We start from the raw sequence: 22,608 nt of genomic DNA on the forward strand, positions 1-22,608 counted from the left end.
GGGCGTGTCGTCGGGAGGCGGGGGTTCAGGCGCTCAGGATGACGAGCGCGGCGATCGCGGGGCCGAAGGCGCCGCCGAGCTGGTAGCCGAGATTGAACAGGCCGAGCGCGGTGGGGCGTTGCGCGGCGGGCGCGGCCTGGGTGGCGTAGACCGCCAGGGTGGCCTGGCCCGCGCTCGTGGTGAGGACGGCGAGCGTCGCGGCCGGCAGGAGCAGCAGCGGCCAGGGGGTCAGGAGCACGATGAGCGGGGCCAGCGCTCCGGTGGTGAGCAGGATGGTCAGGACGCGCGGGCGGCCCCACCGGGCCGCGGTGGCGGCCAGCGCCATGGAGAGCATGGAACCGGTCAGGAGGGCGATCAGCTGGCCGGTGCCGATGGTGGAGGTCGACCAGTCGGTCCGGTCGGCGAGCAGCCGCGGGACGGTGAAGAGGAGGGTGAAGTACGAGGTCGCGAAGGTGCAGGCGAGCAGGGTGGACAGGACGAAGGTCCTGGTGCGCAGGAGCGAGACCGGAACGAAGCCCGTGGGGTGGGCCCGGACGTGGAGGGCCAGCAGCGCGGCGGCCGCGAGGGAGACGGCTGTCCCGGGGAGCGGGAAACGGGGGATGAGGACCAGGGCGGTGGCGAGGAGGACGAGGAGGCCGGCGCCGCGGCCGTCGAAGGGGGTGGTCCGGCTGGGGGCGGCGGTCAGGTCGGCGTGGCGCGTGACGGCCGGCAGGGCGAGGAGCGCGACGACTCCGACGGCGAGGGAGAGGCGCCAGGACACCGCGCCGGCGATGGTGGAGCCGAGCAGAGGGCCGACGGCGCCGAGAATGCCGAAGCCCGCGGTGATCACACCCATGCGGCGGACCGAGCCGGCCAGGCTCATGGCGACGGTGATGAGACCGGCGCCGCCCATCGCCTGGGCGGCGCGGCCCGTCATGGCGAGGGGGAGCCAGGGGGCCGCGGCGACGACGGCGGTGCCGGCCGTGATGAGGACGGCGGCGAGCCGGAGCGTGACGCCCGGTCCGCGGCGGCGCAGGAGTCCCGCCATGAGGGGGGTGCCGACGGCGACGGCCCAGGCGAAGACGGTGACGAGCCAGGTCGCCGTGCCGGTGGAGACACCGAAGGACTCGGCCATGTCCGGGAGGATGAGGACGGGGCTGTTGGCGCTCGCGGCGAACGGTGTGGCGAGCAGCGCGAGCCACAGCGCGTGGATCTGGCGCGGTGCCTGGGTGGGCTGGATCGGGCGGGTGCGGTCGAGCAGGGACACGGCGGACTCCGGAGAAGGGGGCGCGGACCGATCGGGGCACGAGGCGTGGCGGCGCCTGTGTGGCAGTGGGTGCGGGATGGTGCGGGATGGTGCGGGGTGCGTGTGGCGCGGATACGGGGCGGGGGGCGCGGCGCCAGTCGGTTCAGACGGCGGTGACGACGTCGTCGTAGGAGAGTCGCGGGGCCCGGGGGAACCAGGGGTCGTCGCCCGGGCGGCCGATGTTCACGACCATCAGCGGCCTGTGGTCGTCGTCCAGGAACTCCTTGCGCACGCCGGGGAAGTCGAAGCCGGTCATCGGCCCTGCGGCCAGCCCGGCCGCGCGGACGCCGAGGATGAAGTAGGCGGCCTGGAGCGTCGCGTTGAGCAGGGCGGACTCCTCGCGGACGGGGCGGTCGGCGAAGAGGACGTCCTTGGCCTGGGGGAAGTGCGGGAGCAGGGTGGGGAGTTCCTGGTGGAACTCGTTGTCGGCGGCGAGGATCGCCACCAGCGGCGCGGCGGCGGCCTTGCGCCGGTTGCCCTCGGCCATGTGCGTCAGGAGCCGTTCGCGGGCCTCGTCGCTGCGGATGAGGACGACCCGGAGCGGGGACTGGTTGTAGGCGGTGGGGGCGTACTTGACGAGGTCGTAGACGGCCCGGATCTGGTCCTCGGTCACCGGCTCGGAGGTGAAGGTGTTGGCGGTACGGGCCTGGCGGAAGAGGAGGTCCTGGGCGGCGGGGTGAAGGGCGAGCTCGGGCATGGGATGCTCCTGTCGTTCAGCCTTGATAATCTCAACGTTGAGATAAAAGCAGCTCGACTCTCTCAACGTCAAGTGTCTTAACGTTGAGAGGATTTCTATGGAGAGGAGTGCGGCGATGAGTGATGCCGTGGACGCGATCATCGGGCAGTGGGTCAATGAGCGCCCCGACGTCGCGGAGGACCTGTGGCCGGTGGAGCTCTTCGGGCGGATCCAGCGGCTGGCCCGGGTGATCGACAAGTCCGCCAAGGTCTCGGCCGCCGCGCACGGCGTGGAGCACGGGGAGTTCGACGTCCTGACCACGCTGCAGCGCTCGGGCTCGCCCTACGCCCTGACGGCGGGGGCCTTCCTGAAGGCGTCCATGGTCACCTCGGGTGCGATCACGAACCGGATCGACAGGATGGAGGCGAAAGGGCTGGTCGAGCGGGTCCGCGACGGCGAGGACCGTCGCACCATCAAGATCCGTCTCACCGAGCACGGTCACGAGGTCACCCGCGCCGCCTTCGCCGACCACCTGGCGAACTACGCACGACTGCTCGCCGATGTGGACCGCGACCTGGTCGCGAACACCGGCGCCGGCCTGCGGCAGGTGCTGGAGACCTTGGGCGACACCGGCATCGAATAGCGACCGGGTGCCACCCGCTGTGACCGGAGCCCCGACGCCACTCGGATCCACCCCTTGCTCGATCTATCGAAAGTCGATAGCTTTCGGTCGTAAGTCGATGTGAGGAGGGGTCATGGGAAAGCTGGCAGTGGGTGCGCTGCGCACCGTGCTCGCGGTGGTGCTCGTCGGCACCGTTCTGGTGCAGGTGTTGATGGTGTGGGTGGTGGTCAGTGGGAGTGACCCGGAGGACGGCTCGCTCCCGCTGACCCCGCTGCGCGTGATCGTGGCCCTGGGGATGGTGGCGGCGCAGGTCGCTCTGGTCTCTGTGTGGCGGCTGGTGGCGATGGTGCGGCGTGGAACGGTGTTCTCCCTCGCCGCCTTCCGGTACGTGGACCGCGTGATCGGCGCGATCGTGGCGGCCGCCGTCCTGTGGTTCGCGGTCACGGTCATCAACGCGCCGGGCCAACGGGACGACCCGGGCGTCACCGTCATCATGGGCGGGATCGGCGTGGCCGTCCTGGGGGTCGCGCTCATCGTGTTCGTGCTGCGGATGCTGCTCGCGCAGGCCGTCGACCGCGATGCCGAAGCCGCGCGGATGCGGGCCGAGCTGGACGAGGTCATCTGATGCCCATCGTCGTCGACATCGACGTGATGCTGGCCAGGCGGAAGATGTCCGTGGGCGAGCTCGCCGGCCGGGTGGGGATCACGCCCGCCAATCTCGCGGTGCTCAAGAACGGCCGGGCCAAGGCGGTGCGGTTCGCGACGCTCGCCGCGCTCTGCGACGTGCTCGAATGCCAGCCGGGAGACCTGCTGCGCTGGGAGGCCGAGGACACCGCCGACGAGCCGGCGCCCTCGTAGGGCGCGGCGCGCCTGCCAGGGCGGTGCCGACGGCTCCGGCCGACCGGCGATGGCCCTGTCGCTCCATCCGAGCTCCATCCGACACGGTCCCGAAGGGGAGCAGGCACGTGGAAGACCCCACGCAAGGCCAAAGTCAGAACCATGGCCAAAGCCAAGGCCAGGTGGGGCAGGAACAGGCGAGCCCCGCAGTCCGGAAACGCGTTCAGGACAGCTTCGACCTTCAGGGCCTCATGGCCCACCTCGGCGCGCGCCTTGCGCATATCGGCCCCGGTCGCGTCCACATCGTGCTCCCGGCCCGACCCGAGGTGACCCAGCAGCACGGTTACGTCCATGCCGGCGCCACCAGTGCCATCGCGGACAGTGCCGGCGGCTACGCGGCGCTCACGCTGTTCGACGAGGAATCGGACGTCCTCACCGTCGAGTACAAGATCAACCTCCTCGCGCCCGCCACCGGGGACCACCTCGAAGCGGTCGGCACCGTCCTGAAGTCCGGACGCACCCTGACCGTGTGCCTGCTGGAGGTGTACGGCGTCCAGGGCGACGGCTCGCGCAAGCTGGTCGCCAACGGCCAGCAGACCTTGATCCGCGTGAACAGGGCCGCCGAGTAGACGTGAACAGGGCCGCCGAGTAGACCTGCGGCCGTCTTCGCCGTCCCTGCCCTCCTCGCAGTCCTTGCCGTCCCTGTCGTCCTGGTCGACGCGGAGGCCGGGCCCCTTCCCGGCCGAGGCGTGCTGACGCGCAGCGAGCAAGGCGGTTCGGGCAGGCGTCCTCCTGCTGCCCGCCCGGCCCGTCGGGTCGGGAGGCGGGATCGACGTGTGATCAGCGGTGATGCCACCCGCGACCGGTACCCGGCTCGCGCCTGACCGGTGCCGGACCCTCGCTACCCTCTGTGGCCGCCCCTGCCCTCTGGGGCGCTTTGTCCCTCTTATGTGGATATTCTGTCCGGTGTGATCGAGTCTGGACAGCTACGGCTACGGTTCCGTCGGCGCTATGGCCCAGGGATGTTCGTGCGGCTGTCGCCGGTCTTTCTGACGGTCGTGATCGCCGCACTGGCCTACAACACTCCGCCGGAGATGGCCTTCAGCCGACTCCTGCCGGCCGCACCCGCCCTGGCCGCCGCCATGTGGCCGGTGCTCCCCACTGTCCTGCTCGGCACGGTCTGCCTGGTGCTGATGATCGGCCTCAGCCTCGTCTTCCCCGACCTCGGAACCTGGTGGACGGCCGCGGGGATCATCGCCGTCACCGTCGCCGCTGCGTACGGAAGTCATGTGCGGCTCCAGCGGGAGCGCACCCTCCTGCAGGTGCGGCTCGTCGCCGACGCGGCGCAGCAGGTGGTGCTCGGCCCGATGCCGCGCCGCTTCAGAAACGTCGAGATCGAGTCGCTGTACCTCGCGGCCGCGGCCGAGGCGCGCATCGGCGGAGACTTCTACGAGGCCGTCGACACGCCGTACGGAGTCAGGCTCCTCATCGGTGACGTACGGGGCAAGGGCCTGCCGGCCGTGGGGGCGGCGGCGGCCATCGTCAACGCCTTCCGCGAGGCCGCCTACAGCGAGACGGACATGGTCGACGTCGCCCGGCGGCTCGACGCCACCTGCACCCGGTACAACGGAGCCTTTCCCCCCGAAGGGACGATGGAACGCTTCGCCACCGCGCTGCTCGTCGACATTCCGGACGCCGGCGGGCGGATCGACGTCCTCAACTGCGGACACCCGCCCCCGCTGATCCTGAACCGCGCGACGCTGCGCGTCGTCGAGTCGCGGACCCCCTCGCCCTTGCTCAGCCTCGCCGACCTGCTCGGCGACCACTACAACGTCGACACCTGTGCCTTCGCCCCGGGCGACCTGCTGCTCCTCTACACCGACGGGATCGCCGAGGCCCGCGACCGGCGCGGCGAGTTCTTCCCGTTGGCGGCCTGGACGCGTCGACAGCCCCTGACGCCACCCCGCGAGCTTCTGAATGCGCTGCACCGCGATCTTCTTCGCTACACCCAAGGGCGTCTCGACGACGACATCGCCGCCCTCGCCGTACGCCTGAGCGAGCGCTGAGCGGCCGGTCCCGTCGAGCGACTCGTCGTCGCCTCGGTGAACCCTTCGCGCGAGAGCCTGGCCCAGGAATCCTAGGAACCCCAGGACCCCAGGACCCCAGGAACTCCAGGAGCCCCAGAAACCTCAGGGGCCGGGCTTGCCTGATCCGGTTCACGGAGGGCACCGGCTACGCGGAACTCGACCGGCTCGCCCGGCGGCCCAGGTACCAGACGGGCCCGGGGTCGGGCACGTCCAGCGGCTCGAACCCCAGCCGGTCGTAGAACGCCCGGGCCGCCGTGTTCGCCCGCACCATGCACAGGTGCACGGCGGGCACGCCGTGCGCGTGGAGCGCGCCGAGGAGTGTGTCCATGAGGGCGCGCCCGTGTCCCCGTCCCTGCCAAGAGGGCAGGAGGTCGATGTGCAGGTGCGCGGGATGTCCGGCCAGCTCGCCGCGGACCATGCGCTCCGGCGTGTGCAGGAGGACCGTCATCGACTCGGTGGGCGTGCCGGCCTCCCCGGCGGGCGCCGGGAAGCGCTCCGCCACCCGGGGGAGCCACTCCTCGCGGAACCGGGTGGCGAAGGCCGCGGTGTCCGGTACCCCGAGGACGTAGCCGACGGCCCGCCCCGAGCCGTCGTCCAGGACGAAGGCGAAGTCCGGCTCCAGCTCCACGTAGGGGTAGGCGAAGATCGTGGGCATGAGCTCCGGATCGGGGTAGAGGGCGGAGGAGTCACCTCCCTCGTGGGCCGTCCTGACGCAGATGTCCGCGAGTCGGTCACGGTCCGTGGGCCGGTAGCGACGAATGAACGGTGCTGTCTCCATGCGGGCGACGATCCCAGAATGGGAGCGCTCCCGCACGGCCTTTGCGCCGCGACCGGTCGGTGCGCGGGGAGGTCCGCCCGCCGGGAACCCGTAGGCGCTGAAGTGCCTTCGATGCGCCGCTTGTTCGCGCTGTAGCCGCCGACGCCCCGGGTCGCGGTCCGGCGCGCGCGTGGCGCAAACGGGACGAGTCTACGCGCGGAGAACTAAACATGCGTCCAAAGCGGACGACATCCCTCCCGAGGGCTACCCGTCGGTATCACCACCCTGCTAGAAGTGTCGCGTTCAACCAACTCACCTCCCACGCATCGGATTTGAGGCTGATCGCCATGCTCTGGCGAAGATTCGCGCTGTCCGCGTCAACCGCGCTCGCAGTGGCCGCCGCGGCCCTCGGCGTCGCCCCGACGGCCACCGCCGCCGGCCACCGCTACGTGGCCGTCGGAGACTCGTACTCCTCCGGCGTGGGGGCCGGAAGCTACCTCGCGGACAGCGGCGACTGCCGTCGCAGCACCAACGCGTACCCCCGCTTGTGGGCGGCGGCCAACTCCCCCTCCTCGTTCTCCTTCACGGCATGCTCCGGTGCGACCACCGGCTCCGTCCGCAGCGGCCAGCTCGGCCCGCTGAACTCGTCCACCACCCTCGTCAGCGTCACGGCGGGCGGCAACGACGTCGGGTTCGCGGACATCATGCAGACCTGCGTGCTCAACAGCGAGGCCACCTGCGTCGCGGCCGTCGACGCCGCGGTCGTGAAGATGAACAGCACGCTGCCCGGTGGCCTCTCCGCCCTCTACGGGGACATCCGCGGCCGCGCACCGCAGGCGCACGTCGTGGTGCTCGGGTACCCCCGGTTCTACAAGCTGTCCGGAAGCTGTATCGCCGGCCTCAGCGAGACCGAGCGGGCGGCCATCAACCGCGGCGCCGACACGCTCAACGGCGTTCTGGCGAAGCAGGCGGCGAACGCGGGCTTCACCTTCTCCAGCGTCGTCGACGAGTTCACGGGCCACGAGATCTGCTCCGCGGACTCCTGGCTGCACAGCCTGTCCGTACCGGTGTACAACTCGTACCACCCGAAGGCCGCCGGGCAGTCGGGCGGCTACCTCCCCGCTTTCCGCTCGGCCGTCTGACCCCGCCCGGCCTGCCTTGTACGAAGGGGTCGGACCGACCGCACGGCGGCTCGGTCCGACCCCGCGTCACAAGACTTGCCGCACCCGGCGGCCCCGCCGTCGCGACAAGACCTCCCCGCACCCGGCGACCCCGCCGTCGCGACAAGCGGGCCACACCCTCACAGGTCCGCACGGCCGCCGACCGGCAGTCGTCTCACGCGTTCCCGGGGCCTGACCCGTGAGGGGGCGGCGCCTCCGCGTCGCCGGCAACCGGAGTGCCGTCGAGGAGTTCCCGTACCAGCGCGCCGACCTGGTCCGTCTCCAGCAGGAAGCCGTCGTGCCCGTACGGGGACCGGATGACCCGCACCGTGTCCGCGGACGGAATCCCGCCCGCCAGTTCCTCCTGCTGGGAGAGGGGATAGAGCCGGTCGGAGTCCACCCCGGCCACCACCGTGCGGGCCTGCACCCGACCGAGGGCCGCGCGCCGACCACCGCGGCCCCTTCCGACGTCATGGGTGTTCATGGCCTCGACCAGGGCGACGTAGCTGGCCGCGTCGAACCGCCGCAGGAGCTTGACGGCCTGGTGGTCGAGATAGGACTCGACGCGGTACCGGCCACCGCGCCAGGGCTCCTCCCCCTCCTGGGCCTCGTGACCGAAGCGGCTCTGCAGCTCCGCGGCCGAACGGTAGGTGATGTGCGCGATGCGGCGGGCGATGCCCAGCCCTGCGTGCGGCCCCTGCCCGGGCCCCGCGTCGTGGTAGTCGCCGCCCCGCCAGTGGGGGTCGGCACGGATGGCGTGGAGCTGCGCGGTGGCCCAGGCGATCTGGTCCGCGCTCGCCGCCGCCGGGCACGCCAGCAGCAACAGCGAGGCCACACGATGCGGTTCTCCGACCGCCCACTCCAAGGCTCGCATCCCGCCCATGGAACCCCCGATCACCAGGGCCCAGCGTCCGATGCCGAGCGCGTCGGCGAGCCCGGACTCGGCACGTACCTGGTCGCGCTGGGTCAGACGAGGAAAGGCACCGCCCCAGGGGCGCCCCCCGGGCCCCGCGGAGGCGGGCCCGGTGCTTCCCTGGCAGCCGCCCAGCACGTTCGGCGCCACCACGAACCACCGGGCGGTGTCGAGTGCCCGGCCCGGACCGACCATCGCGTCCCACCAGCCGGAGGTCTGGTGCCCGGGGGCGGCGGCGCCCGCGACGTGGCTGTCACCGGTCAGCGCGTGCAGGACGAGCACCGCGTTCGAACGGTCGGCCGCGAGGCGCCCCCAGGTCTCGTACGCCAGCCGCACCCGCGGGAGCTCGCCGCCGGCCTCCAACGCCAGTGGCTGCGCACGCTGGTGCCACTGGCGTCTGCCGGGCGGATCCCCCTCCCGCCACGCCCCGGTGGCGGGCAGGGGGACCGCGGTGGCCGACGTGGCCGGGGCGGATGAGGCGGCTGAGGCGGGGTTCAGGACGCTTCCTTCGCGGCGCGGAAGCCGGCCTCCAGGTCGGCCTTCAGGTCGGCCGGGTTCTCGATGCCCACCGACAGCCGTACCAGCCCCGGTGTGGTGCCGGTCGCGGCGAGCTGCGTCGCGTCGAGCTGGCTGTGCGTGGTGGAGGCGGGGTGGATGACGAGGCTGCGTACGTCGCCGATGTTCGCGAGGTGACTGAACAGTTCCAGCCCGTCCACGAACCGCCGGCCCGCCTCGAGGCCGCCCCGCAACTCGAACGCGAGCACGGCACCGGCGCCGCGCGGCAGGTAGCGGCGCCCCGCCTCGTACCAGCGGTTGGACGGCAGGCCGGGGTAGTGCACCGCCGAGACCTCGTCGCGCTGCTCGAGCCACTCGGCCAGCGCCTGGGCGTTCTCCGAGTGCCGCTCCAGGCGCAGGCTCAACGTCTCCACGCCCTGCAGGAGCAGGAACGCCGAGTGCGGCGCGATGGCGGGGCCGAGGTCGCGGAGCAACTGCACGCGCAGCTTGACCGCGTACGCTCCCGCTCCGAGGTCGGGCCAGTAGCGCAGGCCGTGGTAGCTGGGGTCGGGCTCGCTGAAATCGGGGAAGCGGGCGGGGTGCGCGCCGAAGTCGAAGGTGCCCGCGTCGACGACCACCCCGCCGAGCGTCGTGCCGTGTCCGCCGAGGAATTTGGTGGCCGAGTGCACGACGACGTCCGCGCCGTGCTCGATGGGACGCAGCAGGTACGGCGTGGGCACGGTGTTGTCGACGATGAGCGGCAGGCCCGCCGCGTGCGCGACGTCGGCGACGCCCCGGACGTCGAGGACGTTGCCGCGCGGGTTGCCGAGGGTCTCCGCGAACAGGGCCTTGGTGTGCGGCCGTACGGCGGTCCGCCAGGCGTCGAGGTCGTCGGGGTCCTCGACGAACGACACCTCGATGCCGAACTTCGGCAGGGTGTGGTGGAACAGGTTGTACGTGCCGCCGTAGAGGGAGGCACTGGAGACGATGTGGTCGCCGGCCGAGGCCAGGTTCAGGATCGCGAGAGTCTCCGCGGCCTGCCCGGACGCGACGGCGACGGCGGCGACGCCGCCTTCGAGGGCGGCGATGCGCTGTTCGAAGGCGTCCTGGGTGGGGTTGTGGATACGGGTGTAGATGTTCCCGGGTTCGGCGAGGGAGAAGAGGTCGGAGGCGTGCTGGGTGTCGCGGAAGACGAAGGAGGTGGTCTGGTAGATCGGGACCGCGCGGGCGCCCGTCGCCGGATCGGGGGCGGTGCCGGCGTGGAGCTGCTTGGTCTCGAAGGACCAGGCGGGCGTCTCGGCTCCGGCGGGCTCGCTCTCGGGGGTGTGACCTGCGGTGAGAGCGTCGATGGGCTGCTGGCTCATGGGTCTCCTCTGAGGTGAAGTGAGGTGAAGGTGGAGCGGCGGCGGGCGGCCAGGCGTACCGGGGAGGGGAGGCATGGTGCCTGATGCGTCGGCGCGGGTGAGGAGTCGGAGGATGCACCGTGGAGCCGAGGTCCGTCGGCAGGGTGCTCTGCGATCCGCCGGACAGCGAGGACGAAAGTGACGGCGGCGACGGCGGCGACGGGAGAGACGGCGGTGACGTCACGAGCCGACGCGGTTCGGTGCGACGGATCGCGTACGTACGACGGGATCGCGTGCGTACGACGAGTACGACGAGTACGCGTGCGTACGACGAGTACGCGGAAGGCGCGAGGGGAGGCGCGGGGCGATGCCGCGCGGCGTCGCGTCAGCCTGTGACGGGACAACCCGTGGTCGTGACACGCACGTAGTCGACGTGGCGACGGGTCACGAGAACGGTCATGGCCCCAGGTAACCACAGGCGGGTCGAGGCGCACCAGGCCTTCCGGTCACATCGGCCGGACGCGCCCCGCCGTCGGCCGACACGAACTCCGTTGGCCCGGGCCGACCTTGTTCGGCCCGGGCGAACCATGTCGGCCGACGGCGGGGGAGCGTGCCGCTGTACGCCCCCTTCCGCGAGGTGGCGCGGTCAGCGCCTGGAGATGCGGACCACGCCGGTCTCGGTGCCCTGGTAGAGGGTGCCGTCGGGGGCGGCCGTCCCCCGCATCTGGAGCGGGTTGTAGACCAGCCCGATGCCCAGGTAGGAGCTGCCGAGCTGGAGGCCGGTGGCCGGGTCGAGAACGGCGTGGTGGTACTGGGCGAAGGTGTTCAGGCCGGCGCTGCCGGTCGGCCCGGTCACGGAGACGGTGTAGATCTTCCCGTCGGCGAGGGAGAGCCGGGGCAGTGCGGCGGACTTCACCGGGCTGTTCCACACCACCTCGCAGCCCGTTCCCTGGGCGTTGACGTCGATCCGGCTGAGACCACCGTCGAAGTTCGCGGAGGAGGGCTCGCTCGCGGGAGCGCCCTCGGGCAGGGCCGGGTAGGGATAGCCGTAGGTGTTGGTGACGAAGACGCTGCGGCCGGAGGCGATGACGGCGTCCTCGGTACCGCTGCGGGCGTACTGGGTGAGCACGGGGATGCGGCAGATCGGCTCCGGTCCGCCGGCCGCCCGGTAGACGAGCAGGTTCCCGTGGGGGGCGGCGTTGTCGACGATGGTGACGTACTCGGTGCCGTTGCCCGGTCCGAAGAAGCTCGGTGTGGTGCCGGTGCCCCAGCTGAGCTGGCCGGGCTTGCGGGCCGGGCCGCGGTCGTAGGGCGCCCGCCAGTCCACGACGGGCGTTCCGTCGGGGGCGGACGACAGGAGGTAGAGCGCGCGGTCGGTGGCGACGGCGGTGCGGCCGGGGACCGTGGAGAAGCTGTTCTGGACGCCTTCGCCGGTGCTGATGCCGCGTACGGCGCCGGTGCCGGTGTCGACGGTCCCGATCACACCGCCGCTGGTGGCGAACCAGACCTTGCCGTCCCAGGCGGGGGTGAGTCCGACGATGTTGTCCCCGGCGGGGACGGCGTCGCCCAGGGGGGTCCTCTGGTCGATCCGGAGGGTCCACGCGGATCCGGTGCGCTGGTGGCCGATGCGGACGAGATCGTTGTCGCCGTCGACGACGACCAGGCGGTCCGCGTTGTCGAGGTAGGCGTAGACGCCGCCGAAGAGACTGCCCTTGGGCAGGGCGAGCGAGGCGAGGTCGGCTCCGGTGGCGGGGTCGAGCAGGTGGACGGTGGGCGTCTGGCCGAAGATGGTGGTGCAGAGGGTCACGACGTAGCCGTCGCTTCCCACGAGCACGGTGGGGCAGGCCGAAGCCAGCGCGGTGCGGGAGTACTTGATGGCGGCCGTGCCGGGCCCCGGGGCGGGCGTGGTGCCGCTGGAGGCGCTGTCGCCGTGCATCGTCGCGGCGCCGTTGGCCGCGGTGACGGGGTTCTGCGGCGGCTGGGGACCGAACGCGGTGGCCGGGTCGGCGGCAGCGGTGGGAGCGCCGGTGAGGCCGGCGGCGCTGAGGGCCACGGCGAGGGCGGATGCGAGCACGGCAAGGCGCCCGCCGGCGGGCAGGGAGAACGGCATCAGGGGTCCTCGGGACGGAGGGGGAGGGGCAGCTGCGGAGCGCTGCCGACAGTGCGACGTGCCGCGCGGCACCGACGGGTGCCGCGGGGGTGGCGGGCGCCGAGGACGGCGTGCGCGGCGCGTGCGCAGGGCGCTGTGGGACCTGCCGACGGGTTGGGATCGGCCGACGGTGTGGAACCAGCCGACGCGGCGCCGGCCGATGGTGCGGCCCGGCCCCTGGTTCCGGGTGGCGGTGGCTGCTCGGAACGGCTCTGACAGGGACGCTAGCCGTTGGCCGGGCGATCAGGATCTCTTCGTGGCCGCCGGTCACAGCTTGTTCATCCAGTTCATGCTCCCGCATTCCCTGGGCAACAGAAGGACTGCCGCGGCTGTGGACGTCGTCGTCCCGCCCCGGCCGTCCGCCACCCGCCCCGAGCCGGACATGGCGCCGGCCGCCCCGAGCCGGACATGGCGCCGACCGCCCCGAGCCGGACATGGCGCCGACCGCCCCGAGCCGGACATGGCGCCGACCGCCCCGAGCCGGACGTGGCGCGGGGCGGCGGCTGAGCCGGTGAGCGGCCACGTCGGCGAACCGTCACTCGGGTTCGGGACCGGGCCTGTCCGGCGGATCAGGGTCGGACAGGCCCTAGCTGAGGGTCTGCACCGCGGCCGCGTCGTACGGCTTGAGCTCGTCGGTCCGCCCGGCCAGGACCTTCGCAGCCCACTCCGGGTCCTGGAGCAGCGCGCGGCCGACGGCGACCATGTCGAACTCGTCCCGCTCCAGACGGTCGAGGAGGTCGTCGATGCCCTGCACCGGGGCGCCTTCGCCCGCGAAGGCGTGGATGAAGTCGCCGTCGAGGCCGACCGATCCGACGGTGATGGTGGGCCTGCCCGTGAGCTTCTTGGTCCAGCCCGCCAGGTTCAGGTCCGAGTCCTCGAACTCGGGAATCCAGTGGCGGCGGGTGGAGGCGTGGAAGACGTCGACGCCGGCCGCGGCGAGCGGGGCCAGGATCGCCTCCAGCTCCTGCGGGGTCTGGGCGAGCCGCGCGTCGTAGGCGTCCTGCTTCCACTGCGAGTAGCGGAAGATCACCGGGAACCCGGGCGAGACGGCCTCGCGGACGGCGGTCACGACCTCGGCCGCGAACTTCGTACGGGCCACGGGGTCGCCGCCGTAGGCGTCGGTGCGGCGGTTCGTCCCCGCCCACAGGAACTGGTCGAGGAGGTAGCCGTGGGCGCCGTGCAGTTCGACGCCGTCGAAGCCGATGCGCTCGGCGGCGGCGGCGGCCTCGGCGAAGGCGCCGATGACCTCGTCGAGGTCACTCTGGGTCATGGCCTGCCCCGTGCCCTCGGTGCCGTCGGGACGGATGCCGGAGGGCCCCATCGCCGGGGCCTCGGCGTAGGGGGCCTGGCCCTGCCGGCGCACCATGCCGATGTGCCACAGCTGCGGGACGATCGTGCCGCCCGCCGCGTGCACGGCCTCGGCGACCTTCGCCCATCCCGCGAGCTGCTCCTCGCCGTGGAACCGCGGCACGCGGTCGCTCTGTCCGGCCGACTCGTGGCCGACGTAGGTCCCCTCGGTGACGATCAGGCCCACGCCGGCGGCGGCGCGGCGGGCGTAGTACGACAGCACGTCCTCGCCGGGGACTCCGCCGGGGGAGAACATGCGCGTCATCGGCGCCATCGCGATGCGGTTCGGGACGGTCAGGCCGTTCAGCGAGACGGGCCGGGACAGGATCTCGGCGGCGCGGGAGGTGGGGGACTCGGTGACGGTCACAGGGACGCTCCTCGTGGCACTTACTTGACAACCTTGATGCTTGATAACTTCATGCAACGAGGGGACGGTAGAGGCGGATGTTTGAGATAGTCAAGTATCTCCGGTTAGAGTGAGCCTCATGACAGAAGCTCCCCGCGCCGACACGGCCCAGCTCATGGAGCTGCTCTCCGTGTCGCTCGGCGTCTACTACGGCGATTTCACCGTGGCGGCGGCGAGCGAGAACCTCACGGCGAGCCAGGGCAAGGCCCTGACCGTGCTGCGCCGGGGACCCGCCGCGATGCGCTCCCTGGCCGAGACCATGACCTGCGACGCCTCCAACATGACCGGGATCATCGACCGGCTGGAGAAGCGCGGCCTGGTGCGCCGCGAGGCCGACGCCTCCGACCGCCGCGTCAAGAACGTCATCCTCACCGCCGAGGGCGAGCGCGTCACCGACGCGATCCGCGCGAAGATGCGCGCCACACAGGAGGGCCTGGACAGGCTCAGCGACCAGGACCGGGACGCCCTGTCCACGTTGCTGGAACGGGTCTTCGGCTCCCAGCCCGCCACCTGACCCCCACGGCTGCCCCCGCGTCGGCGCGCGGGTCGCGAAATCGGATTGTGCTCGGGCGGCGCGGCCGACAGGATCGGGGACGCCCATGAGTTCTTCCCGGCGCCACGGTCCATCGGTGTGAGCTGCCACGTGCGGAGGACGCTCACCTGACGGAAGGCGCCATGTCCGCACCTCACGCGACGCCCACGCTCCCGCCCGCCCACATCACCGCCGTGCTGCGGATTCTCGTGCTGTCCACGTTCGTCGTCCTCCTCAACGAGACGATCATGGTCAACGCGATCCCGCGGCTCATGCGCGAGTTCGAGGTCACCGCGGCGGCCGCGGGGTGGCTGTCCACGTCCTTCATGCTCACCATGGCCGTCGTCATCCCGGTGACGGGGTGGTTCCTGCAGCGCGTGACGACCCGGACCGCCTTCAGCCTGGCCATGGCACTCTTCCTCGCCGGTACGGCCCTGGCCGCGGCCGCGCCCGCCTTCCCCGTGCTGCTGGCCGCCCGCGTCATCCAGGCAGGCGGCACCGCCGTCATGATGCCGCTGCTCATGACGACGCTGATGACCCTGGTGCCCCCGCACGACCGTGGCCGGGTGATGGGCAACATCACCCTCGTCATCTCCGTCGCACCCGCGCTCGGCCCCGCGGTCTCCGGCGTGCTGCTGCAGCTGGGGACATGGCGCCTGCTGTTCCTGGCCGTGCTGCCCATCGCCGGAGCCATGGCCGTCTTCGGCCGGAGCAAGCTGATCAACATCGGCGAGCCGCAGGCCGTCCCGATCGACTGGGTGTCCGTCCCCCTGGCGGCGGCGGGATTCGGCTCCCTGGTCTACGGTCTGAGCGGTCTCGGTGCCGGGGACGCGGCGCAGGCCCCCTTGTCCCCGCCGGTCATGACCCTGGCCGGCGCCGTGCTGGTGGGCCTGTTCGTATGGCGACAGCTGGCGCTTCAGCGCTCGTCCACACCGCTGCTCGACCTGCGCGCCCTGACCTTTCGTCACTTCTCCGTGGCACTCGGCCTGATGTGCCTGTCCTTCATGGCCCTCATGGGCGCGTTCGTCCTCCTGCCGATCTATCTGCAGGAGGTGCGCGGCCTGACCTCACTGCAGACCGGGCTGCTCCTCATCCCGGGCGGCCTGACCATGGGGCTGCTCGGCCCGCAGGTCGGCAAGCTCTACGACCGGTTCGGCGCACCTCGGCTGGTCGTACCCGGAGCCGTACTCACCGCGTTGTGCCTCGCGCTGTTCGCGCTCACGGGCGAACAGACCTCGCCGTGGCCGGTGCTCGCCCTGCACGTGGCCCTGAGCGCGGGGATGGCGTTCGTCTTCACGCCCGTCTTCACCTCCGGCCTCTCCGTGCTGCCGCCGCACCTCTACCCCCACGGCTCCGCCATCCTCGGCTCGCTCCAGCAGGTCGCCGCCGCCGCAGGAACGGCCCTGGTCATCAGCATCATGTCGGGACACGCCGCCACGGCGGCAGCCGAGGGTGCCGGCACCACCGGAGCCCTGGCCACGGGCATCCGCTGGGGATTCGGCGTCGGGGCCGTACTCGCCGCCGTGGCCGTGCTGGTCGCACTGCTGGTCCGCACGCCGCCCGCTCCGGACCAGCCGGCCGAGCCGGAGACCCAGGACGAGGACGGCACCGCGACGAGCGAGACCGCACCCACCGCCGGCTGACAGCCGGACGAGCGGCCCGGTGCTCTCGACGCGTGCCATCGCCGTGTCGCGAGCACCGGGCCGCTCCGCGTCGCCGCGGGCCCACGCGGAGCGAGCGGGCAGGTCCACGACTCGGGAGCGGGAGCGGGAGCGCGCCGCCGGCCCGGCAGCGCGTCACCTGGTCGGCGGTGAGCGGCACGTCCGGCTGCTTGTCGCACACCCACCCGTCGCCCGCCTGGCGGACGCCCTGTTCAGCGAACCAGCGCCGTGCCGCCTCCACGGCTTCCCTCGCCATGGGAGGAGTACGACCGGGTGGCCGTCCGTTCCAGGGCGAGTCGCCGCACGGTGGCCATGTCGCTGAAGGGGAGCAGTTCCTCGCCGACGATCTGGTACGGCTCGCTGCCCTTGCCGGCGATCAGGACGGTGTCCCCGGGGCTCGCCGCGGACAGGGCGAACGCGATGGCCTCGCGGCGGTCGGCGATCCGCTCGAACGGCGTGCCGGTCCCGGCGAGGCCGGGGGCGATCTGGTCCAGGATGGCCTCCGGGTCCTCGTTGCGCGGGTTGTCCGAGGTGAGGACGCACAGGTCGGAGTGGGCCCCGGCGATCCGTCCCATGTCGGCGCGCTTCGTGTCGTCGCGGTCGCCGCCGCAGCCGAAGACGGTGATGATCCGGCCTCGGGCGTAGCCGCGGACGGTGGTCAGCACCTTCTCCAGGGAGTCCGGCGAATGGGCGTAGTCCACGATCACGGAGGTGCCGTCCGGGGTCTCGAAGCGTTCGAACCGGCCGGGGACGGGCGGCATCCGGTCGAGCGCGGCCACCAGGCCGCCCAGCTCGTGCCCGAGGACGTGGCAGGCGGCCAGGGCGGCGAGGGCGTTGGCCACGGAGTACCGGCCGGGGACGGGGATCGACGCCGGATACGTACGCCCGTCGTGGTGGAGGGTGAACCGGGTGCCGGACGCGCTGACCGCGAGATCGGTCGCCCGGTAGTCCGCCGGCCCGTCGAGGGCGTACGTGGTCACCGCGCCCGGCATCATCGCCACGATCCCGGCGCCCACCGGGTCGTCGGCGTTGACCACCGCGTGGCGGCACAGGCCCTGGAAGAGACGGAGCTTGGCGTCCCGGTAGTTCGCCATCGTGCCGTGGTCGTCGAGGTGGTCCTGGGTGAGGTTGGTGAACACCCCGACGTCGATGAACGTACGGTCAACCCGGTGCGTCAGCAGGCCCATCGACGTGGCTTCGAGCACGACGCCGCCGGCTCCGCGGTCGCGCATGCACGCCAGGAGGTATTGCAGGTCGGGCGACTCCGGGGTGGTCAGCACCGATCGTGGCATCGGGATCAGCTCGTCGCCGATCCGGCTGCCGGCCGTCCCGATGACCCCCACCTTCGCGCCCTCGGAGATCCGCAGGGCGGACTCGACCATGTACGAGACCGATGTCTTGCCGTTGGTGCCGGTGACCGCGACCACGTCCATCTGCCGCCCCGGTTCGCCGAAGTAGCGGGAGGTGACGATCGCGGCCGCCCTCCGGACGTCCGGCACTCGCACGGCGCACGAGCCCGGCGGCCACACCGACGCCGAGAGCGCCGATTCCGTGCCGTCGACGACGACGGCGGCCGCTCCGCGGGCGAGCGCGGGCGCGATGGAGTCGGGCCCGCCCTCCCGATGTCCTGGCACGGCGATGAACAGGCAGCCCGGCGTCACCCGGTCCACGTCGAAGGTCGTCCCCGCGGTGATCAGTGTGCTGCTCGGGTCTCCCCGGAGTACGTGATGCTCCTGCCCGGCCAGCAATGCGCTCAGCTTCACAACGATCCCTTCGAGGTGGCCCGGCCCGGTCGTGCGGCCGTAGCCAGGCGGCAGCGCCGGGCGAGTGCCGGAACGCTGCTGTGGTGACGTGGAGCGGGGCGGAGACCACCGGGCGCCGGAAGGGCGGGGCGGGCTCGGCCCGGGAGGGGTCCGGCGGACGGCGTGGAGAGCGGCGCGCCGGGGGAGAGGATTGCTAGCCGTGGCCGTGGAGGGCGATACGGCGGGTCGGGGGCGCCTCGACGTCAGCGGCGGTGACCCGGGCGACGACGGCCGGACGCACTGCGGAGGCGGCCTGCCACAGGCACTGCCTCGTCGAACTCGTGCGACCCATGGGGCGAGTGTACGGCCGTTCCGACGGCCCGCCGCCCACATGGCCGACCGCCGCGATGCAGCGAGCGGTCGGCGGGGCCCGCAGACGGGTGCGGGCCCCGCCGACCTTTCTCGTCTACGGAGTGGAGCACGTGATCGAGAGCGCGCCGCGGCAGTACACCAGGGTCCTGCGGGGCGCGGGCCGGGCGGATCGGGCGCGACGGCCGTGGCGAGAGGTGCGGGGTTCCCAATGGACCATGAGGACCGCTGCCAGCATCGGGCCGCACGTCATGAGTATGAAGGTCATGACGTGGCCGCCACCATCGGTGGGCCGGCCTGGGCCGCCGGCAGTCCTGAGACGTCGGCCGCGGCCGCGCTCAGGAGGCGCTGAACGGCCCGCGAGCGGTTCGCGAGGGTGAGGCGGCGTCCGCGCCGGGGCCACCATTCGAGGACGGCGAGGAGGCTGGAGTCGCAGAAGGAGACCCGGGCGGTGTCCAGGACGAGGCCGGTGTAGCCGCCGGCCGCCGCCGAGGCGAGCAGGGCACGCAACGGAGCGACGCTGTAGCAGTCGATCTCCCCGACGAGGCGGACGACCAGGGTGGTGCCGAGCGTGGTGCAGGAGTCGACGACTATGACGCCGGGCGCGTTGTCCGCGCCCGAGTCGTGCACGACGGGAAGGGCGGGGGCAGCGAGCGAGGCGGGCAGTATCGGTGCTGTGCTTGAGGTACTCACAGACCCATCAACGCCTCGCGTACGGTGCTGGGATTCGAGGCACGCGGCTCTTTCACCCCATCTGAGCAGCATCGATACCCAGCACGAGCGAAAGATGCCACCCGTACGGGTCAGCGGGGCGACCCGGTGCACGGTCCGTTCGACCGGCCGGGGACCGCTCGTCGCACACGGTCCCCAGGGCCGCGGCTCACACGGTGAGCTGCTGCGGGGTGTCGGACCCTTCGGCAGCCGCTTCGGTGGTGATGCCGTGCTGCTCGTCCTCGGGGCGGCCCTTCTCGGGCAGCAGGAAGGTGATCGCGAGGAAGGCCGCCAGCAGACAGGCCTGGACGATCAGTGCGTGCTGGAAACCGGCGGTGAAGTCACCGGTCTTCGCCCGGGCGAAGAACACCGAGCCGAAGACCGCGACGCCGAGGGAGCCGCCGACCGCCTGAACCGCCGTCAGGACACCGGAGGCGGAGCCGATCTCGTCGTCCTCGACCGCGGCCAGGATGAAGCTGAACAGGGCGGCGATCACCATGCCCGCGCCGACGCCCGCCACGGCCGTACCGGGAACGATGTCCCAGATCGAGAACGAGGCGGCGTCGAGTCCGTCGAGCTCGAACCACAGGACCGCCGCGCCGGCCAGCTGGACGAGCGGTCCGATCTGCAGCACCTTGCGCCCGATCCGGTCGGCGAGGAACGCGCCGCTGACCGCGCCGCCGATCGCCGTGCCCACCGCGAGGGGCAGATTGCCGAGCCCCGCGTCGCCGGCCGTGAAGCCCCGGCCGACCTGGAGGAACAGGGTCAGGACGAGCTGGGTGCCGATCAGCCCGCCGAAGAACAGGGCGATGCCGCCGAGTCCGACGGTGTAGGCGGGCTTGCGGAGCAGACCCGGGGTGACGAGCGGCTCGCGGCCCGCGGCGGCCGTCCGGCGCTGCTGGAGGGCGAAGAGGGAGAAACCGATCACCGAGGCGGCCATGCACAGCCACGTCCACAGCGGCCAGCCCTCCTCCTGCCCCTGGTTGAGCGGCAGCACCAGCAGCGCACAGGACACCATGACCAGGGCGGCGCCGGCCGTGTCGACCCGTACCGTGCGGTCGCCCGCCTTCTTCGGCACGAACTTCGCGGCGACGACGAGCGCCGCGATGCCGATGGGCAGGTTGATCAGGAACACCGAGCGCCAGCCCAGGTCGAAGAAGTCGCCCTCGATGAGGAAGCCGCCCAGGACCGGGCCGATGATGCCGCCGAGACCGAGGACCGGGCCGAAGATCGCGAAGACCTTGGTGAGCTCGGGGCCGGAGAAGTTCTCCCGCAGCAGGCCCAGGCCCTGGGGCAGCAGCATCGCTCCGGCGGTGCCCTGCAGCAGGCGGAAGACGATCAGCGACTCGATGTTCGGCGCGATCGCGCACAGCAGCGAGCTCGTGGTGAAGGCCGCGAGGCCGATCAGGAACATCCTGCGCCGGCCGTAGCGGTCACCGAGGCGGCCGCCCAGAACCAGACCGGCGCCGAGGGTGAGGGCGTATCCGCCGATCACCCACTGCAGTCCGACGGAACCGGCACCGAGGGATCTCTCCAGGTCCGGCCCCGCGACGTTGACGATCGACGCGTCCAGGAGGTCCATGATCTCCGCGACGATCATCACCGCCAGGATCAGCCACCGCCATCGGTAGGGCTCGGTCGTCTCGTCAGGGGTGGGGGACAGGTCACGCACGCCAAATACCTCCATGGTGAAGTAATTCCACGGTGAAGGTAAAGTGGGAGGGGTAGGTTGTCAAAGCGGGACGGCCGAGCAGGCCGCGCGGCAGCGGAGAAGGGTGGAAGGCCGGCATGGAGGAAGCCGTACGCGACGGTGTCGCGGAGCAGCGTGAGCGGCTGATGGAATCGCTGAGGATCTACGGCGGCCACTACGCCGAACTCAGTCGGCGCTTCGCCGCCTGGCTGGGGCTGCACTCCACCGACGCGACAGCGGTACTGGAGATCGCCGCCGCCGAGGAACGCGGCACCCCCCTGTCGCCGGCGCGGCTGAGCGAGCGGATCTCCCTGTCCACGGGCGCCACCACCGCGCTCCTGAACCGTCTCGAAGCCGCAGGGCACATCACCCGCGCCCGCGAACACTCCGACCGGCGCATCGTCACGCTGCGCAGCGGCGGACACATCCAGGAACGGGCGGACGAGTTCTTCGGCCCGCTCGCCCACCGCCTCGACGCGGCGATGTCGCACTACCCGCCCCAGCTCCTGGAGCGGTTCGAGGCGTTCATGGTCGACCTGAACACCACCATGGACAGCCACCTCGCGGAACGGGACCCGGCGGCACCGCGTCCCTGACGGCAGACACCGGCACCGGGGCCCCTGACGGCAGACACCAGCAGCGGCCCCTGACGGCAGACACCGGGCGAAGACGTCGTGGTCTGGCCTCGCAGGACCGGCGTTCCTCAGCCGACGCCTTCTCGGCTCAGCTGCTCGGCCAGTCCGACGATGATTCCCTCCGGGCCGCGGACGTAGCAGAGCAGATAGCTGTCCTCGAACCGCGCGATCTCGCCGACGAGGGTGGCGCCGTGCGGGCGCAGGCGGGCGACGGTGTCCTCGATGTCGTCGACGGCGAACATGACGCGGTGCGTGCCCAGCACGTTGTGCGGCCGCTCGCGCGGCCCGCCGCCGGCCGCCGCGGGGCTGCGGTACCTCGCCAGCTCGAGCCGGCTGTGGCCGTCGGGGGTCCGGACCATCGCGATGTCACAGTGGACGCCTTCGAGTCCGGTGCACTGGTCGGCGAAGGGGCCCTTGACCTCCCCCCTGCCCTCCAGCTCCATGCCGAGTTCCACGAAGAACGCGAGGGCGGCATCCATGTCGTCGACGACGATGCCGACGTTGTCCATCCGCTGAATCGCCATGCTGGTCTCTCCTTCTTCCTCGTGCGACCGGTGGCGGCCGCCGACGCCCCGGGGACGGAGCGGGTGGCGCGTTCTCGACATCCGTCATCCCGCAGCCGCCGGCCCGTGGTCGTCCGTCGAGGGGAGAGGTCGATGCGCCACACGTTCACCATCGGCCAAAGGCCGCGGCCCGGCCACCGGATGCCCTGCCGGGACCGAGGACCCGCGTCGCGCAGGACCCGGGGTTCGCGAGGCGGTCCCGGCCGCGACGCCACGGGGACGGCAGTCGTGCCGTCCGGCCGGGCCCTCACGTCGCCGGGCGTCGTCCGTCCGGGCGGGATCCTCACCGCGCCCTGACCGCGCGGTTGCGCAACCGCCGCTTCAGGGCTCGGCGTTCGTTCTCGTCGAGACCGCCCCACACTCCCGTCACCTGGCGGGAGTCGTCCATCGCCCAGCTGAGACAGGCCTCCTGAACGGGGCAGCCCCGGCAGATGTCCTTGGCCTCCTCGGCCTGGACCAGAGCGGGGGCGCCGGTCCCCACCGGGAAGAAGAGGTCGGGGTCGACGTTCTGGCAGGCAGCGGATGCGCGCCAGCTGTCCATGTCATTCCTCCTGTCCATGGGGGTGGGTGTCATTCCTTTCGGCTGACCGGTCGGCGGCACTTGAAACACTGTCAGCCTCACGAGTAC

22 protein-coding genes are annotated in these 22,608 nt (G+C 72.0%); 9 read left to right on the plus strand and 13 right to left on the minus strand.

The features are described from left to right. Positions 1-25 precede the first annotated feature (25 nt). Together ACFQ79_RS13690 and ACFQ79_RS13695 are read right to left on the minus strand one after the other, a co-directional pair. The gene (locus ACFQ79_RS13690) at positions 26-1,246 is read right to left on the minus strand and encodes an MFS transporter (RefSeq protein WP_383582514.1); all 1,221 of its coding nucleotides are present in this window, start codon (positions 1,244-1,246) and stop codon (positions 26-28) included. Positions 1,247-1,388: 142 nt separating this feature from the next. Then, on the minus strand, positions 1,389-1,982 hold the full coding sequence (locus ACFQ79_RS13695; protein ID WP_383582517.1) for a malonic semialdehyde reductase: 594 nt from the start codon (positions 1,980-1,982) through the stop codon (positions 1,389-1,391). Between the two features lie 115 nt (positions 1,983-2,097). On the opposite strand from ACFQ79_RS13695, the gene ACFQ79_RS13700 reads away from it, so the two are divergent. From ACFQ79_RS13700 to ACFQ79_RS13720, 5 genes are all read left to right on the plus strand, one after another. Beyond that, positions 2,098-2,604 (plus strand): MarR family winged helix-turn-helix transcriptional regulator, encoded by a 507-nt coding sequence (locus tag ACFQ79_RS13700; RefSeq protein ID WP_383582520.1) that lies wholly within the window; start codon positions 2,098-2,100, stop codon positions 2,602-2,604. 112 nt (positions 2,605-2,716) lie between these two features. Then, a complete protein-coding gene (locus ACFQ79_RS13705; protein ID WP_383582523.1) occupies positions 2,717-3,208 on the plus strand; it encodes a DUF2975 domain-containing protein in 492 nt (163 codons plus the stop codon). Continuing rightward, positions 3,208-3,441: a helix-turn-helix domain-containing protein gene (locus tag ACFQ79_RS13710; protein ID WP_383582526.1), complete on the plus strand. Its 234-nt coding sequence runs from the start codon at positions 3,208-3,210 to the stop codon at positions 3,439-3,441. The genes ACFQ79_RS13705 and ACFQ79_RS13710 overlap by 1 nt, the downstream gene beginning before the upstream one ends. Before the next feature lie 230 nt (positions 3,442-3,671). Continuing rightward, the gene (locus ACFQ79_RS13715; protein ID WP_383582613.1) at positions 3,672-4,049 is read left to right on the plus strand and encodes a PaaI family thioesterase; all 378 of its coding nucleotides are present in this window, start codon (positions 3,672-3,674) and stop codon (positions 4,047-4,049) included. A 393-nt stretch (positions 4,050-4,442) separates the two neighbouring features. Beyond that, positions 4,443-5,486, plus strand: a complete 1,044-nt coding sequence (locus tag ACFQ79_RS13720) for a PP2C family protein-serine/threonine phosphatase (protein ID WP_383582529.1) — start codon at positions 4,443-4,445, stop codon at positions 5,484-5,486. A gap of 166 nt (positions 5,487-5,652) precedes the next feature. On the opposite strand, the gene ACFQ79_RS13725 is transcribed toward ACFQ79_RS13720, so the two are convergent. Further along, entirely contained in the window at positions 5,653-6,285 is a 633-nt protein-coding gene (locus ACFQ79_RS13725; protein ID WP_383582532.1) for a GNAT family N-acetyltransferase, read from the minus strand. A gap of 326 nt (positions 6,286-6,611) precedes the next feature. Here ACFQ79_RS13725 and ACFQ79_RS13730 point away from each other — a divergent pair, with 326 nt between their 5' ends. Beyond that, a complete protein-coding gene (locus ACFQ79_RS13730; RefSeq protein WP_383582535.1) occupies positions 6,612-7,406 on the plus strand; it encodes an SGNH/GDSL hydrolase family protein in 795 nt (264 codons plus the stop codon). A gap of 193 nt (positions 7,407-7,599) precedes the next feature. Here the strand turns inward: ACFQ79_RS13730 and ACFQ79_RS13735 are convergent, their stop codons facing one another. The 4 genes from ACFQ79_RS13735 to ACFQ79_RS13750 all read right to left on the minus strand — a co-directional run bounded on the left by ACFQ79_RS13735 (position 7,600) and on the right by ACFQ79_RS13750 (position 14,038). After that, positions 7,600-8,835, minus strand: a complete 1,236-nt coding sequence (locus tag ACFQ79_RS13735) for a homoserine O-acetyltransferase (RefSeq protein ID WP_383582615.1) — start codon at positions 8,833-8,835, stop codon at positions 7,600-7,602. Beyond that, positions 8,832-10,196: a bifunctional o-acetylhomoserine/o-acetylserine sulfhydrylase gene (locus ACFQ79_RS13740; RefSeq protein ID WP_383582538.1), complete on the minus strand. Its 1,365-nt coding sequence runs from the start codon at positions 10,194-10,196 to the stop codon at positions 8,832-8,834. The genes ACFQ79_RS13735 and ACFQ79_RS13740 overlap by 4 nt, the downstream gene beginning before the upstream one ends. Before the next feature lie 625 nt (positions 10,197-10,821). After that, a complete protein-coding gene (locus ACFQ79_RS13745) occupies positions 10,822-12,285 on the minus strand; it encodes a hypothetical protein (RefSeq protein ID WP_383582541.1) in 1,464 nt (487 codons plus the stop codon). A gap of 625 nt (positions 12,286-12,910) precedes the next feature. Continuing rightward, positions 12,911-14,038, minus strand: coding sequence for an NADH:flavin oxidoreductase (locus ACFQ79_RS13750; RefSeq protein WP_383582544.1), 1,128 nt, complete (start codon positions 14,036-14,038; stop codon positions 12,911-12,913). A 118-nt stretch (positions 14,039-14,156) separates the two neighbouring features. Between ACFQ79_RS13750 and ACFQ79_RS13755 the strand changes: the two genes are divergently transcribed. Next, positions 14,157-14,591, plus strand: a complete 435-nt coding sequence (locus tag ACFQ79_RS13755) for a MarR family winged helix-turn-helix transcriptional regulator (RefSeq protein ID WP_383582547.1) — start codon at positions 14,157-14,159, stop codon at positions 14,589-14,591. A gap of 161 nt (positions 14,592-14,752) precedes the next feature. After that, complete coding sequence (locus ACFQ79_RS13760) at positions 14,753-16,252, plus strand: DHA2 family efflux MFS transporter permease subunit (RefSeq protein ID WP_383582550.1); 1,500 nt, start codon at positions 14,753-14,755, stop codon at positions 16,250-16,252. 230 nt (positions 16,253-16,482) lie between these two features. Here the strand turns inward: ACFQ79_RS13760 and ACFQ79_RS13765 are convergent, their stop codons facing one another. The 4 genes from ACFQ79_RS13765 to ACFQ79_RS13780 all read right to left on the minus strand — a co-directional run bounded on the left by ACFQ79_RS13765 (position 16,483) and on the right by ACFQ79_RS13780 (position 20,764). Beyond that, positions 16,483-18,033 (minus strand): UDP-N-acetylmuramoyl-L-alanyl-D-glutamate--2,6-diaminopimelate ligase, encoded by a 1,551-nt coding sequence (locus tag ACFQ79_RS13765; protein ID WP_383582553.1) that lies wholly within the window; start codon positions 18,031-18,033, stop codon positions 16,483-16,485. Between the two features lie 193 nt (positions 18,034-18,226). Then, positions 18,227-18,364: a hypothetical protein gene (locus ACFQ79_RS13770; protein ID WP_383582557.1), complete on the minus strand. Its 138-nt coding sequence runs from the start codon at positions 18,362-18,364 to the stop codon at positions 18,227-18,229. Between the two features lie 281 nt (positions 18,365-18,645). Continuing rightward, positions 18,646-19,074 (minus strand): STAS domain-containing protein, encoded by a 429-nt coding sequence (locus ACFQ79_RS13775; RefSeq protein WP_383582560.1) that lies wholly within the window; start codon positions 19,072-19,074, stop codon positions 18,646-18,648. Between the two features lie 187 nt (positions 19,075-19,261). Further along, positions 19,262-20,764, minus strand: coding sequence for an MFS transporter (locus ACFQ79_RS13780; protein ID WP_383582563.1), 1,503 nt, complete (start codon positions 20,762-20,764; stop codon positions 19,262-19,264). Positions 20,765-20,880: 116 nt separating this feature from the next. Here ACFQ79_RS13780 and ACFQ79_RS13785 point away from each other — a divergent pair, with 116 nt between their 5' ends. Then, positions 20,881-21,378 carry a MarR family winged helix-turn-helix transcriptional regulator gene (locus ACFQ79_RS13785; RefSeq protein WP_383582566.1) on the plus strand — a complete coding sequence of 166 codons (498 nt, stop codon included), beginning with the start codon at positions 20,881-20,883 and terminating at the stop codon, positions 21,376-21,378. 107 nt (positions 21,379-21,485) lie between these two features. Here the strand turns inward: ACFQ79_RS13785 and ACFQ79_RS13790 are convergent, their stop codons facing one another. After that, positions 21,486-21,941 carry a VOC family protein gene (locus ACFQ79_RS13790; RefSeq protein WP_383582569.1) on the minus strand — a complete coding sequence of 152 codons (456 nt, stop codon included), beginning with the start codon at positions 21,939-21,941 and terminating at the stop codon, positions 21,486-21,488. 322 nt (positions 21,942-22,263) lie between these two features. After that, a complete protein-coding gene (locus tag ACFQ79_RS13795; RefSeq protein ID WP_383582571.1) occupies positions 22,264-22,521 on the minus strand; it encodes a WhiB family transcriptional regulator in 258 nt (85 codons plus the stop codon). Positions 22,522-22,608 lie beyond the last annotated feature (87 nt).

The sequence above is a fragment of the Streptomyces sp. NPDC056480 genome (assembly GCF_042795405.1).
Lineage (GTDB): Bacteria > Actinomycetota > Actinomycetes > Streptomycetales > Streptomycetaceae > Streptomyces.